The following is a 15,122-nucleotide window of genomic DNA, read 5'->3' on the forward strand; positions in this document are numbered from 1 at the left end:
GATTTCCTGCGGCGCAGAATGTCCGCGAGAGCACATGCGGGGGGCGGTCGGCGAATTGCGGCGCGCATTGAAAATAAAAAAGCCGCTGTGGGTGCAGCGGCTTCGATATTTTGAAAACCTTCACGGGTTCTCGTTAAACTTGGTGCCCAGGAGAGGACTCGAACCTCCACGATGTTACTCGCTAGTACCTGAAACTAGTGCGTCTACCAATTCCGCCACCTGGGCATTTCAGGAAAGACTAAGATTGTATATCAAAAAAACCACCCCCGGCGCGCAGTCCGCGCATTTGTCGGACGAAATTGAAGGCAGCGTGCAGGGGCACCGTGATGGACACGGTTTCGTCATCCGCGACGATGGCGAAGGCGACATCTATATCCCCCCCAATGAGATGCGTGCCGTCCTGCACAAGGACCGTGTGCGCGTGCGCATCGTGCGCCAGGACCGCCGCGGCCGTCCTGAAGGCCGTGTGGTCGAGATCGTCGACCGCCCGCCCCAGCCCATCATCGGTCGCCTGCTGCAGGAAAGCGGCGTGTGGCTCGTGGCGCCGGAAGACAAGCGCTACGGCCAGGATGTATTGATCCCCAAGGGCGCCACTGGGGCAGCCAAGCCAGGCCAGGTCGTCGTGGTTGAGCTCACCGAGCCGCCCGCTTTGTTTGGCCAACCCGTGGGCCGCATCACCGAGGTGCTGGGCGAGGTCGATGACCCCGGCATGGAGATCGAGATCGCGGTGCGCAAGTACGGCGTGCCGCATGAGTTCTCGGCCGAGTGCCTGGCCCAGGCCAAGGAGCTGCCCGACAAGGTGCGCGCGCAGGACAAGAAGCGCCGTGTGGACCTGACCGATGTGCCCCTGGTCACCATCGACGGCGAGGATGCCCGCGACTTCGATGACGCCGTTTACTGCGAGCCCGCCAAGGTTGGCCGCGGCAAGGGCTGGCGCCTGCTGGTGGCCATTGCCGACGTGAGCCACTACGTGGAGACCGGCAGTGCCATCGATATCGACGCCTACGACCGCGCCACCAGCGTGTACTTCCCGCGCCGCGTGATTCCCATGCTGCCCGAGAAGCTCTCCAACGGGCTCTGTTCCCTGAACCCCGATGTGGAGCGCCTGTGCATGGTCTGCGACATGCTGGTCACGGCCAAAGGTGAAGTGCACGCCTACCAGTTCTACCCGGCCGTGATGCACAGCCACGCGCGCTTCACCTACACCGAGGTGGCGGCGATCCTGGCCAATACGCGCGGCCCCGAGGCCAGCAAGCGCAAGGACCGGGTCAAGGATCTGCTCAACCTGCACGACGTGTACCGCGCGTTGCTCATCGCGCGCCAGGCGCGTGGCGCCGTGGACTTCGAAACCACCGAGACGCAGATCGTCTGCGACGAGAACGGCCGCATCGAGAAGATCGTGCCGCGCACCCGCAACGATGCGCACAAGCTCATCGAAGAGGCCATGCTGGCCGCCAACGTGTGCAGCGCCGACTTCATCGCGCAGGGCGGCCAGCCCGGCCTGTTCCGCGTGCACGAAGGCCCCACGCCCGAGAAGCAGGAGATCCTTCGCAACTACCTCAAGGCCATGGCCGTGGGCATGACCATCGGCGACGACCCCAAGCCGGGCGACTTCCAGGCGATTGCCACAGCCACCAAGGACCGGCCCGACGCGCAACAGATCCACACCATGCTGCTGCGCTCCATGCAGCAGGCCATCTACACGCCCATCAACAGCGGCCACTTCGGCCTGGCGTTCGACGCGTACACCCACTTCACCAGCCCCATCCGGCGTTACCCAGACCTGCTGGTGCACCGCGTGATCAAGGCCATCCTGGCCAAGACGCAGTACAAGCTGCCATCGCTGCCCACACCGGGCGAGGCCCATGCCAAGCTGGCCAAGCGTCTGGCATCCCGCGTCGCGGCGCCGGGCATGAAGCCGCGCAAGGACGTGAAGCCCCCGAGCCGCGAAGTCCAGGCCTGGGAGGCTGCGGGACTGCATTGCAGTGCCAACGAGCGCCGCGCCGACGAGGCCAGCCGCGATGTGGAAGCCTGGCTCAAGTGCAAGTACATGCGCGAGCACCTGGGCGAGGAGTACAGCGGTGTTGTCAGCGCCGCGACCAGCTTCGGCATCTTCGTGACGCTCGATGCCATGTACGTCGAAGGCCTGGTGCACATCACAGAGCTGGGCGGCGAGTACTTCAAGTTCGACGAGGCCCGACAGGAGCTGCGCGGCGAGCGCACGGGCATCCGCTACGCCATCGGCGCGCGGGTGCGGGTGCAGGTCAGCCGCGTGGACCTGGATGGCCGCAAGATCGACTTCCGCCTGGTGCGTGAAGGTGAAGAGCTGCTCGGACGTGCGCTCAAGGACAAGGGTGTCGGTGGCGGCGTGGCTGGTGGCGGCGGCAATGCCCGCAAGTCCGCTGGCCGATCGGGCGGACGCAAGTCCGACAAAGGCGTTGCGCCTTCCGCTACCGAGCAGGCCGGCCTCTCCCGGGAGAGGGCCGCACGCTCACCGATCCAGTCCTTGAAGTCGTCCGTCAAGGATGCGGTCGCAGGCAAGTCGGGCAAGGGCAAGGCGCGCAAGCCGCGCCGGGGCTGATTGCCTGTTTCAGTTGCTCACTAATTGATAGCTGCTCGCGCTTTGTGCATAAGCGCCTGCAGCCATTTTCATTTAAATTCTTGGGGCGCCAACGCCACAGGCGTGGTGGTGGCCAGGGTCTGCAGAAACTGCCCATAGCGCTGGGCCGTGTCTGCGGGCGCCTCCATCATGGGCAGGTGGCCGATGCCTGGCAGCGTTTGCGCGTGAGCCCGGGGCAGCAACCGTTGCAGTGGTTGCAGGCCCGAGACGTCGAACACCCGGTCGCTCTGGCCCCACAGGGCGAGGGTGGGCAGCGGCGCCAGCTTGCCAAGGTGCTGTTCGAGCAGGTAGCGGTCTTTCAGCTGGGCGTCCCACAGCCGCTGGTTGGAGGCCGCATTGCGCAGGGCATCCTGCTCGGATGCCTGCAGGATGGGGTACGGCAGGAACGGGCGCTTTTCGAACACCAGGGCCATCATGGCGGCGAAGGCGGCGGCATCGTGGGCCACCAGCGGGCGCTGCCCGGCATCGATCAGGCGGTCCATGGTGCTGGGGCGGGGTGACCGGATGCCGTGGGGCGCGCCGATGAACGCCACGCTGGCCACGCGTTCCGGGTGCTGCGCGGCGAAAAGCGCGGCAATGGTGCCGCCCATGGAGTTGCCCGCCAGATGTACGCGTTCCAGGCCCAGGGCATCGAGCAGCTTGGCCAGGCGTTCGGTATGCGCGGCATAGTCGTACGCTTGGTCGTCACGCCGGGTGCTCTCTCCGAAGCCTGGAAAATCTGGGGCAATCACCCGGTGCTGGTGGGTGAGGGGGCGCGCAAAATCCACCCAATGGTCTTTTTCCGCAAAGATGCCGTGCAGCAGAACGATGGGTGTGTGCTTGTCGCTGCGACTATTGCCGCTGTCCAGGTAGTGAATGGTGTGCATCGCTGCCTCGACGGTCTTTTCCTCCATGCCCGAGAGGGTGCGGTTGAGGCTGAGCAGGGGCTGTTTGAACAGTGCGGGGGCGCCGTAGTAAAGCGCGGTGACGGCCAGTGCCAGGAAGGCTGCACCAGAGAAGAGGGCGATGCGTTTCAAGAGTCGGTCTCCAGAAGTAGGTTGTACGCTGGGCGGTTGTGCCCGCTGCATCCTGGCGGGTGCCGTTGCGGCGGGGTCGCCGCGCAAGGCTATCGAGAAGCCGCCGGCAAGACTTGCAGGTTTGGGCTGTGCGAGCGACCAATACACTGACCCTCGCCACCGACAAGGCGCTCTACGTCGGAGAGATCCCGGCCACGGGCTGGCATTGCCATGCGGCTGCGGTGCTGTTGATGGGCCTGTCGGGCCGCTTCGCCCTGCACTGGGGCGCAGGGCGGGTGGAGACCTGCCGCAGTGCACTGGTGGCCGCCGGGGTTGAGCACGTGTTCGACCCCTGCGGCGAGACAGTGGCACTGGTCTACCTGGAGCCCGATTCGCACGAGGCACGCCGTCTGAGCCTGCTGTTCGAGCAACAGGGCGGGGTGCTGCTGGACGTGGCGGTTCCCGTCGCTGCGCGCAGCACCATGGAAGGCTACCTGGGCAATTTCGACCTTCCGGCATTGCTGCCCTGCCTGGCCCGCGGCGAGGTGCCGCCGCTGGACGCGCGGGTGGCCCACAGCCTGCTTACCTTGCGCCATCCGCAGCAGGTGCGTGTGTCTCGTTCGGGGCTGGCTGCGGGTGTGCAGTTGTCACCATCGCGCTTCAACCATCTTTTTCGCGCCGAAATGGGCGTGAGCCTGCGCAGCTACCGGGTGTGGTCGCAGGTCAGGCTGGCCATGGCGGGGCTGGCGGTCAGCCCGCGCCTGACCGACGCGGCGTTGCATGGCGAGTTCACCGACTCGGCCCATTTCAGCCGCATGTTCCGCCAGACTTTCGGCATGACGCCGTCAAGCGTGCTCAAGCCGCTCAGGCGGGTCACGCTGCTGGGTTGAGCGGCGCCGCTGTGCTGCGCCGGTGTGTGCTGCATCGGCGGTCAGCCCCCCACCCTTCGTGCAAGCGCACTGGCGGTCAGCGCCTGGCCTGCCGGCCATTCATCGGCAACCTGTCCATGCCGGTAGGCGGCCTCACTGGCTGCACGCAGCGGACTGGCGCCGGCCGCCAGGCAGGCTCCCACGATGCCAGCGAGCACGTCGCCGGTGCCTGCGGTGGCCAGGCGGCCATTGCCGGTGGGATTGATGGCCGGCACCCGGGCGACGTCGGCCACCACCGTGCCCGAACCCTTGAGGACGGCCACGCAGTTGAACTGTGCTGCCAACTGGTGGGCGGCGGCCAGGCGGTCGGCCTGCACTTCGGCAGTGGACAGGCCCAGCAGCCGCGCGGCTTCGAGCGGGTGGGGTGTGAGAACGGTGGGCTGGCCATGCTGGCCGCGCGCCACCACCAGGGCATGCAGTGCGGCGTTGGACGCGATGGCATTGAGTGCATCGGCATCCAGCACCAGGCGTGCGGCGCGCGTGATCACCTCGGTGAGCACCCGGCCCACGGCCTGGCCGCCGCCACAGCCGCACACGACGGTGAGCTTTTCCAGCTCCAGCGCCTCGAAGCGCCGGAGCATGAGTTCGGGCTGCTGCACGTCGAGTTGCAGGTACCCGTCGTCGAGCAAGGCCACCAGCACCCGGCCCGCGCCCGCGTGCAGCGCGGCCGACGCGGCCAGCAGTGCAGCGCCGGCCATGCCCATGCCGCGTTCGCCCAGGCCTTGGCCGCCTACGACAGCCACATCCCCGTAGCTGCCCTTGTGGCTGGCGTGCGCGCGGGGCGCAGCCAGTGCGGGGCCTGTCAGCCACGCGGAGGGTGGCGCTGCGTGGTGCGCCGCCACGCCCAGTTCATCGAGCCACACCTGGCCCGCCGCATCACGACCGGCGGCCGTGAACAGGCCGGGCTTGAGGGTGAGCAGGCTCAGTGTGTGGCGGGCTGGCGTGGGGCTCGGGCACGCATGTGCGGGGTGACCGGTGTCGGGCGCCAGTCCGCTGGCGAACTGCCCGGTGTCCGCGTCCAGCCCGCTGGGCAGATCGACGGCCAGTACCGGTGCTGCGCTGTGTCGCAGGGCTTGCAGGCAGGCCCGAAGCCTGTCGTCTGGCACGCGGATGGGCGCGCTGGGGCGCGATGAGATGCCGATGCCCAGCAGCGCATCGATGCACAGGTCGGCCGCCGTAAGGTGCTCAGGAGGTGAATCGGCCCACAACACACCCGCGCTTTGCGCGCGGCGCCAGGACGCGAGCGCGTCGGCGGGGCACCGCGCGGGCTCGCCCAGCCAGGTCACCACCACCTGTCGGCCGTCGCTTTGCAGATGGGCGGCGGCTTCCAGTCCGTCGCCGCCGTTGTTGCCCGGGCCGCAGGCTATCCAGACCGTGCGGGCATGGGGCGCCAGTGCCCTGGCCAGCCGGGCCACCGCCAGGCCGGCCCGCTGCATCAGCGTGTGTGGGGGCAGGGCGGCTGCGGCAGCATGTTCAATGGCGCGGGTCGCGGCGGTGTTGAACAGCGGATGGGGCTGGTGGGGCGCGATGCGGTGCATGGTGGCATGAGGCAGCGGCCGGTGTGGAGCGGGTGGATCGCGCCACCTGCCGGGCCTGGGCTGCGTGCGGTTGGGGCTGCCATTGTGCAGCGTCAGGCAGTTGGGGGCGCATGCGGAGTGCGCTGCGCGGCGGGATGCGTCAGAAGCGGCGCATGCCAAGCCCGTCGAGCGGGATCTCAGGCTCTCGCTGCGCCACCAGATCGGCCACTGCGCGTGCGCTGCCGCAGGCCAGGGCCCAGCCTCCGGCGCCGTGGCCGGTGTTCAGCCACAGGCCGGGCAGGCCGCTCGCTCCGACAATGGGGGCGCCGTCGGGCAGCATGGTGCGGGCACCGCGCCAGATCTGCAGCCCCGAAGACAGCTGCGCGCCGCCCGGAAACCAGTCGTTGAGCGTGCGGTACAGGCGCTGCAGGGTGGGTGCGTGGTGCGCGGCATCGGAGCCCGACAACTCGGCGCCGCCTGCGATGCGCACACGCTGGCCCAGGCGGGTGATGCTGATCTGCTGGGCAAGGTCCACCACGCTCGCGCGCGGCGCGTGGGTGGATTCGCGCAGCGGGGCGCTCACGGAATAGCCGTACACGGCCGTCATCGGCAGCGGGACGCCCAGGTTGGGCAATAGCTCGGCCGAAGCCATGCCGGCGCACAGCACCACCGCATCGAAGCGGCGCAGTTCGGCTTCGCCCTGCACGGCCACACCTGTGGGGCTGCTGCCGATACGCTCCACGCGGGTGCCGAATGCGAAGTGCACGCCCGAGCCCTGGGTGCCCTGGCGAAGCAACTGCGCGAACAGGCGGCAGTTACCTGCCCACGCCTCGGGCAGATGGATGGCGCCGGCAAGTGTCGCTTCGGGCGAGAGGCCTGGTTCGATCTTGCGTGCGGCATCGGCGTCGATGTCGAGTGCCTTCACGCCACAGTCGCGCAGCACCTGCAAGGCGGGCTGCAAGGCCTGGCGCTCCGGTTCGCTGCGCAGCAGTATCAGCCGGCCGTCGCTGGCCTCGAAGTCCAGTTCGTGCTGGGTGGCAATGGTCTTCAGGCGGGCCAGGCTGTACTGCGCCAGGCGCTCTAGCGCACCGGCCGCTGCGTTTTGCTGGCGGGCCGCGCTGCGCCAGCGCCACAGCCAGGCCAGGTTGGCGCGCCCCATGCCGCCAGCCAGCCGCAAGGTGGCGTTGGCGCCCGTCAACCGCAAGGGGTGGCCAAAGCCGGGCGCGGCCCAAGGGCTCAGCAGATGGGGGGCGAGCAGGCCGGCTGGCGCAAAGCTCGCCTCTTCGGCTGCGGCGCTGCGCTGCTCGAAGACGGTGACCTCGTGGCCGTCGCTGGCCAGTTCGTAGGCAGTGGTGACGCCGACTATGCCGGCGCCCACGATGGCAATCTTCATGGATATGGGGATTTTGGGCTTTCGCGCTGATTGGGCAAGCGCTGGAAGCTATTGTTTTTGTAGCGTATTCTCGATCTGCTGGCTGATGTTGAGCACGGTGTCATCCCTCAGGGCTCCGTGCCAGACCATGATGCCGACCGGGAGTTCCCCGGCCACATGGCAGGGCAGCGACAGCGCGCAGCCGTCCAGCAGATTGATGGCGCTGGTATTTCGCAGCAGCAGGTTGTTGACGCGAAAGAATTCTGCATCGCGCTGCGCACCCGGCGCCACGTCGGACAGCAGTGGCGCCACGATGGGGACGGTGGGCGACAGCAGCGCATCGTAGCCGTCGAGGGTGTCGTGCATGCGCGCAATCCATTGCTGGCGGGCCTGCAGCAGATCCAGGTATTCCCAGGCCATCAGCGTGGCGCCTTTCTCGATGCGCTGGCGCACCCGGGGATCGTAGCGCTCGCTGGCGCGCTGCAGCAGCTCGCGGTGCCAGGCATAGGCTTCCGGGGCTGCAAATCCGTAGGCCGGCTGCTCCTGTACCGCCGGCAGGTCAATGGTGTCGATGACGGCGCCGGCCGAGCGCAGAGTGGCCAAGGTGCGCTCGAAGGCGCGTGCCACGGTGGCATCCATGCCGTCCAGGAACAGCGTGCGGGGCATGGCGAGGCGGTACTGCGACAGTGGCGCCAGGCTGCGCGTCACGCGCCGCGCGGCCAGGATTTCGTGTGCCACGAAGGCATCGCGCACCGTGCGGGTCATCGCACAGGCGGTGTCGAGAGTGGTGGACAGCGGAACTGTTCCGGACGTGGGCACCAGCCGTGCAGTGTTCTTGAACCCCACGATGCCATTGAGCGCCGCCGGAATGCGGATGGAGCCACCCGTGTCCGACCCCAGGCCGATGAACGCGGCCCCCGTGGCCACGGAAACGGCAGCGCCCGATGAAGACCCGCCCGGCACGCGCGGCGGGCCGGGCAAACTGCCGTGGTGCGCATCGAAGGCGGCTGGCGTGCCGAAATGGGGGTTCACCCCCACGCCGGAAAACGCAAACTCCACCATGTTCGTGCGGCCGACGATGGCCGCGCCCGCTGCGCGCAGCCGCGCCACTGCGGGGCTGTCCTGCAACGCATCGGGAGCGTGCGCCAGCGCGGTGGACCCGGCCGCCGTGGGCTGGCCCGCGATGTCGAACAGATCCTTGACCGACACGGCCAGTCCGGCCAGGGGCAGGCGGGCAATGTCAGGTTGCACCACGGTGGTGCGTGCTGCATCGAACAAGGTCCGCACAAAGCTGTGGGTGTTGGCCGGCTCCAGCGCTGCGGCAATGCAGCGCTGGAGCTCGGCAGAAGCGGTGGTGGCTCCATCGTGCAGGCTGCCCCGCGTGGCAATCAGGTCGGCAAACATGGGTGTGCTAGAATCTTTGGGTTTTGCTGGGAGCAGTAGCGCGGGCAAGGCGGCAGTGCAAATCGTGGGAGTCGATGCTGGCATCGATTCTCTTCAGCGAAGTACTGAAGCCGGTATGTGTGGCAGCTTTCGCAAGACCAATCGCAAACCAGCCCTGTCAAGGTGTTGCGCTCCCAGTGCCAAGGCACGGCGGCGCAAGTATTGGGGCTGGATTTTAGACCCAACCTTTGGAGTATTTTTATGTCCGTTACCATGCGCGAAATGCTGGAAGCCGGTGTCCACTTCGGTCACCAAACCCGCTTCTGGAACCCCAAGATGGCCCCCTACATCTTCGGCCATCGCAACAAGATCCACATCATCAACCTGGAAAAGTCGCTGCCACTGTTCCAGGAAGCGCAAAAGTTCGCCAAGCAACTGGCTGCCAACCGCGGCACGATCCTGATGGTCGGCACGAAGCGCCAGGCCCGTGAGATCCTGTCCACCGAAGCCCTGCGCGCTGGCGTGCCCTTCGTGGACCAGCGCTGGCTCGGCGGCATGCTGACGAACTTCAAGACCGTGAAGACCTCGATCAAGCGCCTCAAGGACATGAAGGCCCAGCAGGAAGCCGGCCTCGAAAGCCTGAGCAAGAAGGAGCAACTGACCTTCTCCCGCGAAATCGAGAAGCTCGAAAAGGACATCGGCGGCATCCAGGACATGACGGCCCTGCCTGACGCCATCTTCATCATCGACGTGGGCTTCCACAAGATCGCCGTGGCCGAGGCCAAGAAGCTGGGCATCCCGCTGATCGGCGTGGTTGACACGAACCACTCGCCCGAAGGCATCGACTACGTGATCCCCGGCAACGACGACTCGGCCAAGGCCGTGACGCTGTACGCCCGTGGCATCGCCGACGCGATCATCGAAGGCCGCGCCAACGCCGTGAACGAAGTGGTCAAGGCTGCTACGGCCGAGAGCTCCGACGAGTTCGTGGAAGTGCAAGAAGCCGCCGCCTGATACCCGGCTGCGCGATTCGTCGCGAATGAAAGCGGGGCCCCTGGTGAGCCCCCTTTTTTTTAGGCTGAATCCAATCCGATCCGATCCAATCCAATCGATTGAACTGAACACTGAAGGAATAAAGATGGCTGCAATTACCGCAAGCATGGTCGCCGAACTGCGCGCCAAGACCGATGCCCCCATGATGGAATGCAAGAAGGCCCTGACGGAAGCCGACGGCGACCTGGCCAAGGCTGAAGAGCTGCTGCGCGTCAAGCTCGGCACCAAGGCTGGCAAGGCTGCTTCGCGCGTTACCGCCGAAGGCGTGGTCGCCAGCTTCATCGAAGGCAACGTGGGTGGCCTGATCGAAGTCAACAGCGAAACCGACTTCGTCTCCAAGAACGACAGCTTCATCGCCCTGGCCAACGCCGCTGCCAAGCTGGTGGCCCAGCACAACCCCGCAGACATCGCGGCCCTGGGTGCGCTGGCCTACGAGCAAGACAGCTTCGGCCCCACGCTGGAAGACGTGCGCAAGGGCCTGATCGGCAAAATCGGCGAGAACATGTCGTTCCGCCGCTTCAAGCGCTTCAGCGGCTCCAATCTGGCTGCCTATCTGCACGGCTCGCGCATCGGCGTGGTGGTGGAGTTCGACGGCGACGCTGCAGCCGCCAAGGATGTGGCCATGCACGTGGCCGCCATGAAGCCCGTGGCCCTGACCAGCGCCGATGTGCCTGCCGAACTGATCGCCAAGGAGCGCTCGGTCGCCGAAGGCAAGGCCGACGAAGCCAACAAGGAACTCGTCGCTGCCGGCAAGCCCGCGCAAAGCGCTGAAATCACGGCCAAGCGCATCGACGGCGCCGTGCAGAAGTACCTCAAGGAAGTCTCGCTGGCCGACCAGGTTTTCGTGAAGGCTGCCGATGGCAAGCAGACCGTGGCCCAGATGCTCAAGGCTGCCAACACCACCGTGAAGGGCTTCACCCTCTACGTCGTGGGCGAAGGCATCGAGAAGAAGGCCGACGACTTCGCGGCCGAAGTGGCTGCCCAGGTCGCCGCCGCCAAGGCTGCTGCAGCCTGACCTGCTGCATCAAGCCTGCCCCCACCACACTCACCGCCGTACTTGCCTTTGGAGAAATCACACATGTCCCACGCCGCACCAGCCCACAAGCGCATCCTGCTCAAGCTGTCTGGTGAGGCGCTGATGGGGGATGACTCCTTTGGCATCAACCGCGCCACCATCGTTCGCATGGTGGAAGAGATCGCCGAAGTGACCCGCCTGGGCGTCCAGGTGGCCGTGGTGATCGGTGGGGGAAATATTTTCCGTGGCGTGGCCGGCGGCTCGGTCGGCATGGACCGGGCCACGGCCGACTACATGGGCATGCTGGCCACCGTGATGAACGCGCTGGCCCTGGCGGATGCGATGGACAAGCAGGGCCTGGTGGCCCGCGTGATGTCCGCCATCGCCATCGAGCAGGTGGTTGAGCCCTATGTGCGCCCCAAGGCGCTGCAGTACCTCGAAGAAGGTAAGGTCGTCGTCTTTGCCGCCGGAACGGGTAACCCGTTCTTCACCACCGATACCGCTGCAGCGCTGCGTGGCGCTGAAATCGGTGCCGAGCTGGTGCTCAAGGCCACCAAGGTGGACGGCGTTTATACTGCCGACCCCCAGAAAGACCCTGCTGCCACGCGCTACACCAAGCTGAGTTTCGACGAAGCCATGTCCCGCAACCTGGGCATCATGGATGCCACGGCGTTCGCGCTGTGCCGCGACCAGAAGCTGCCGGTGCGCGTGTTCTCCATCATCAAGCACGGCGCCTTGAAGCGCGTGGTGATGGGCGAGGACGAAGGCACGCTGGTCTACGCCTGACGATTTGCATTTGCCGCCGCGCTGCGCATGGCCGGTGACTGGCTACAGGAGAACAACATGACGATTGCCGATATCAAGAAGAACGCAGAAACCAAGATGGACCAGTCCATCTCGGCCTTCAAGAACAACCTGCAGAAGATCCGTACCGGCCGCGCCAATCCTGCACTGCTCGACACGGTGCAGGTCGAGTACTACGGCTCGTTCGTGCCGCTCAGCCAGGTGGCCAACGTCTCCCTGATCGACTCGCGCACCATCAGCGTCCAGCCCTGGGAAAAGGGCATGGGCGCCAAGATCGAGAAAGCCATCCGCGAAAGTGACCTGGGCCTGAATCCCGCGTCCATGGGCGACCTGATCCGCGTGCCCATGCCCCCGATGAGCGAAGAGCGCCGCAAGGAAATGACCAAGCTGGCGCGCAACGAAGGCGAGAGCGCCAAGATCGCCGTGCGCAACCTGCGCCGCGATGCCAACGAATCCGTGAAGAAGCTCGTCAAGGACAAGCTGGCGTCCGAAGACGACCAAAAGCGCGCTGAAACCGACGTGCAGAAGTTCACCGACCGGCATATCGCAGAGATCGATGCGCTGGTGGCGGCCAAGGAACAGGAAATCATGGCCGTCTGAGCGCCCGATTCACGGGTTCTCTGAACGCTCTGCATGTCTGAATCTCCGGTGGTGCCGCACCACATCGCCATCGTCATGGATGGCAATGGCCGATGGGCCAAGCGCCGTTTCCTGCCGCGCCTGGCAGGCCACAAGCAAGGGGTCGATTCGCTGCGCCGCTGTGCCCGTGCCTGCGCCGAGCGCGGTGTTGCGGTGCTGACCGTCTTCGCGTTCTCGTCCGAAAACTGGAACCGCCCCGCCGACGAGGTGTCCGGACTGATGGAGTTGTTGGCGCTGGCGCTTGCGCGCGAAGTGCCCGAGCTCAAGAAGGACGGGGTGCGCCTGCACTTCGTGGGCGAGCGCAGCGGCCTGTCGGCCAAGGTCCAGGCAGGGCTGGCCCAGGCAGAGGCCGCGACCGCCGAAAACGACCGGCTGGTGCTCAACGTCTGCTTCAACTACGGGGGGCGCTGGGACATCGCCCAGGCGGCTGCTTCTCTCGCGGCGCGGGGGGAGCCCATCACCGAAGCCAGCCTGCAAGGCGCAATGGGCCTGGCCCATGTCCCCGACCCCGATCTCGTGATCCGCACCGGGGGCGAAATGCGGATCAGCAACTTTCTGCTGTGGCAGGCGGCATACTCCGAGTTCTTCTTCAGCGACCGGTTGTGGCCGGACTTTGACGAATCGGCGCTGGACGAGGCGATCGCCGCCTTCAATGGCCGCGAGCGCCGTTTTGGCAAAACCTCCGAACAGATCCTGTCCGCGCATCCCCATTCGATGCCGGGCTGAAAGGCCCCATGCTCAAACAGCGCGTCATCACAGCCCTCGCCCTGCTGGCCATCTTGCTGCCGGCGCTCTTCTACACGTCCACCACTCCATTCACCGTGGTGGTGCTGGTGCTCATGGCCGCCGGGGCCTGGGAATGGGGCCGGCTGAGTGGCTTCGGACAGGCGGGCTCCGTGGCGGTGGGTGCCGCCTGCGTCGCGCTGTGCGCCGGATCGTGGGCGCTCGGCTGGGTGGGTCGTCCCTTGACCGGGCTCTGGGTGGTGGCGGGCGGCCTGTGGGTGCTGGCTGCCGCGTGGCTGCTCAAGGCCGGAGTGCCCGGCTGGCCCCGCATCCCTGCGGCGGTGCGGCTGGTGGCCGGGGTTCTGGCGCTCTGGCTGGCTTGGCTGGCGGTGGTGCAGGCGCGCAATGTCGGTATCAATTTTCTGCTGTCGGTGCTGCTGCTGGTGTGGGTTGCCGACATCTTTGCTTACTTCGCCGGCCGCGCTTTCGGGCTGCGTTTTACCAAAGGCAAGCTCGCCCCGTCGATCAGCCCTGGCAAGAGCTGGGAAGGCGTGTGGGGTGGACTGGCGGGCGTGATCGTAATGGCCTTCCTCTGGGTGGCTGCCGATGGCCACTGGCAGGCGGCGGTACCCAGTTTCTATAGCCGCATGGCCCAGCAAGGATGGTGGCTGCTCGTGATCGCGGCGCTGTTCATGGTGGCGATGAGTGTCTCGGGCGATCTGGTGGAGTCCCTCATCAAGCGCAGTGCCGGCGTCAAGGACAGCAGCAACCTGCTGCCCGGCCATGGCGGCGTGCTCGACCGGGTGGACGCGCTGCTGCCGACCTTGCCGTTGGCCATGATGCTCACCAGCCTGACGACAACAGCGCATTAACGCAATAGCGCAGTAGGAATGATGAAACAACGACTCACCGTACTGGGCTCCACGGGATCCATCGGCACCAGCACGCTGGATGTGGTGGCGCGCCATCCTGATCGCTTCGAGGTGTTTGCGCTGAGCGCCGCGACCCAGGTGGACCTGATGCTGGCGCAGTGCGCGCAGTTCAAGCCGAAGTTTGCCGTGATGGCCAGTGAGGCCCACGCGCGTCAACTGGCTGAAAAATTGGCATCCAATGGCCTTTCTACGCAGGTCCTGCAAGCGGTGGATGCTCTTGAAACGATAGCATCGCATCCCGAAGTGGACGCCGTGATGGCCGCCATCGTGGGGGCGGCGGGCTTGTCCCCCTGTCTGGCGGCAGCCCGCGCGGGCAAGCGCCTGCTGTTGGCCAACAAGGAGGCGCTGGTGGTCGGCGGCGAGCTGTTCATGCAGACCGTGAAGCAGGGCGGTGCCACGCTGCTGCCCATCGACAGCGAGCATTCGGCGATCTTCCAGTGCCTGCCCGAAGACCCCGCCACCTGGCCGGACCGGGTGGACAGCATCCTGCTGACCGCGTCAGGGGGGCCCTTCCGTCAGCGCGATCCGGCCACGCTGTCCCAGATCACGCCCGAGCAGGCTTGCGCGCACCCGAATTTCTCTATGGGGCGCAAGATTTCGGTGGATTCGGCCACGATGATGAACAAGGCGCTCGAAGTCATCGAGGCGCGCTGGCTGTTCGACCTGCATCCGGACCAGATCAAGGTGGTGATCCATCCGCAGCAGATTATCCATTCGATGGTGCAGTTCAAGGATGCGTCCATCCTGGCGCAACTGGGCACGCCCGACATGCGCGTGCCCATCGCCTGCGGCCTGGCGTGGCCCGAGCGCATTGCCAGTGGCGCAAGCCGGCTGGACTTCTCCACGCTGTCGGCGCTGGCTTTCGAGGACGCGGACGCCGTCCGCTTCCCGGGCCTGCACCTGTCCTGGCAAGCCCTCAAGGCCGCAGAGGGGACCACGGCGGTGCTCAACGCCGCCAATGAAGTGGCGGTAGGGGCATTCTTGCAGGGCCGGCTTCGTTTTGACCGCATCCATGCCGTGAATCTTGCAACTTTGGACGCGGTGTCCCCCTCCAAGCCGGATTCGCTTGCCGCATTGCTCGACCTGGATGCACAGGCCCGGCACGCTGCCGAGCATGCGGCAGTCCGCATGGCGGCCTGA

13 protein-coding genes and 1 tRNA gene are annotated in these 15,122 nt (G+C 66.3%); 9 read left to right on the top strand and 5 right to left on the bottom strand.

The window, feature by feature from the left end:
* Nucleotides 1-140 precede the first annotated feature (140 nt).
* Nucleotides 141-225 (bottom strand) — tRNA-Leu (locus KW835_RS11480).
* A 19-nt stretch (nt 226-244) separates the two neighbouring features.
* Here KW835_RS11480 and rnr point away from each other — a divergent pair.
* The gene (rnr, locus tag KW835_RS11485) at nt 245-2,581 is read left to right on the top strand and encodes a ribonuclease R (RefSeq protein WP_218382518.1); all 2,337 of its coding nucleotides are present in this window, start codon (nt 245-247) and stop codon (nt 2,579-2,581) included.
* A 68-nt stretch (nt 2,582-2,649) separates the two neighbouring features.
* Here rnr and KW835_RS11490 read toward each other — a convergent pair whose 3' ends face one another.
* The gene (locus tag KW835_RS11490; RefSeq protein ID WP_218382519.1) at nt 2,650-3,636 is read right to left on the bottom strand and encodes an alpha/beta fold hydrolase; all 987 of its coding nucleotides are present in this window, start codon (nt 3,634-3,636) and stop codon (nt 2,650-2,652) included.
* A 128-nt stretch (nt 3,637-3,764) separates the two neighbouring features.
* Between KW835_RS11490 and KW835_RS11495 the strand changes: the two genes are divergently transcribed.
* Nucleotides 3,765-4,505, top strand: coding sequence for an AraC family transcriptional regulator (locus tag KW835_RS11495; protein WP_218382520.1), 741 nt, complete (start codon nt 3,765-3,767; stop codon nt 4,503-4,505).
* Between the two features lie 41 nt (nt 4,506-4,546).
* Here KW835_RS11495 and KW835_RS11500 read toward each other — a convergent pair whose 3' ends face one another.
* The 3 genes from KW835_RS11500 to KW835_RS11510 all read right to left on the bottom strand — a co-directional run bounded on the left by KW835_RS11500 (nt 4,547) and on the right by KW835_RS11510 (nt 8,837).
* Nucleotides 4,547-6,082 (bottom strand): NAD(P)H-hydrate dehydratase, encoded by a 1,536-nt coding sequence (locus KW835_RS11500; RefSeq protein ID WP_218382521.1) that lies wholly within the window; start codon nt 6,080-6,082, stop codon nt 4,547-4,549.
* A gap of 139 nt (nt 6,083-6,221) precedes the next feature.
* A complete protein-coding gene (locus KW835_RS11505) occupies nt 6,222-7,454 on the bottom strand; it encodes an FAD-dependent oxidoreductase (protein WP_218382522.1) in 1,233 nt (410 codons plus the stop codon).
* Nucleotides 7,455-7,502: 48 nt separating this feature from the next.
* A complete protein-coding gene (locus KW835_RS11510) occupies nt 7,503-8,837 on the bottom strand; it encodes an amidase (RefSeq protein WP_218382523.1) in 1,335 nt (444 codons plus the stop codon).
* Between the two features lie 240 nt (nt 8,838-9,077).
* Between KW835_RS11510 and rpsB the strand changes: the two genes are divergently transcribed.
* The 7 genes from rpsB (at nt 9,078) to ispC (ending at nt 15,122) form a co-directional block, all read left to right on the top strand.
* On the top strand, nt 9,078-9,830 hold the full coding sequence (gene rpsB / locus KW835_RS11515) for a 30S ribosomal protein S2 (RefSeq protein WP_218382524.1): 753 nt from the start codon (nt 9,078-9,080) through the stop codon (nt 9,828-9,830).
* A gap of 124 nt (nt 9,831-9,954) precedes the next feature.
* On the top strand, nt 9,955-10,884 hold the full coding sequence (gene tsf / locus KW835_RS11520; protein ID WP_218382525.1) for a translation elongation factor Ts: 930 nt from the start codon (nt 9,955-9,957) through the stop codon (nt 10,882-10,884).
* 63 nt (nt 10,885-10,947) lie between these two features.
* Nucleotides 10,948-11,670, top strand: a complete 723-nt coding sequence (gene pyrH, locus KW835_RS11525) for a UMP kinase (protein WP_218382526.1) — start codon at nt 10,948-10,950, stop codon at nt 11,668-11,670.
* A gap of 57 nt (nt 11,671-11,727) precedes the next feature.
* Nucleotides 11,728-12,288: a ribosome recycling factor gene (frr, locus tag KW835_RS11530; protein ID WP_218382527.1), complete on the top strand. Its 561-nt coding sequence runs from the start codon at nt 11,728-11,730 to the stop codon at nt 12,286-12,288.
* 33 nt (nt 12,289-12,321) lie between these two features.
* Nucleotides 12,322-13,053: a polyprenyl diphosphate synthase gene (gene uppS / locus KW835_RS11535; protein ID WP_218382528.1), complete on the top strand. Its 732-nt coding sequence runs from the start codon at nt 12,322-12,324 to the stop codon at nt 13,051-13,053.
* An 8-nt stretch (nt 13,054-13,061) separates the two neighbouring features.
* Nucleotides 13,062-13,922 carry a phosphatidate cytidylyltransferase gene (locus tag KW835_RS11540; RefSeq protein ID WP_218382529.1) on the top strand — a complete coding sequence of 287 codons (861 nt, stop codon included), beginning with the start codon at nt 13,062-13,064 and terminating at the stop codon, nt 13,920-13,922.
* Nucleotides 13,923-13,943: 21 nt separating this feature from the next.
* Nucleotides 13,944-15,122 carry a 1-deoxy-D-xylulose-5-phosphate reductoisomerase gene (gene ispC / locus KW835_RS11545; protein ID WP_218382777.1) on the top strand — a complete coding sequence of 393 codons (1,179 nt, stop codon included), beginning with the start codon at nt 13,944-13,946 and terminating at the stop codon, nt 15,120-15,122.

Source organism: Acidovorax sp. sic0104 (genome assembly GCF_019219095.1).
GTDB lineage: Bacteria > Pseudomonadota > Gammaproteobacteria > Burkholderiales > Burkholderiaceae_C > Acidovorax.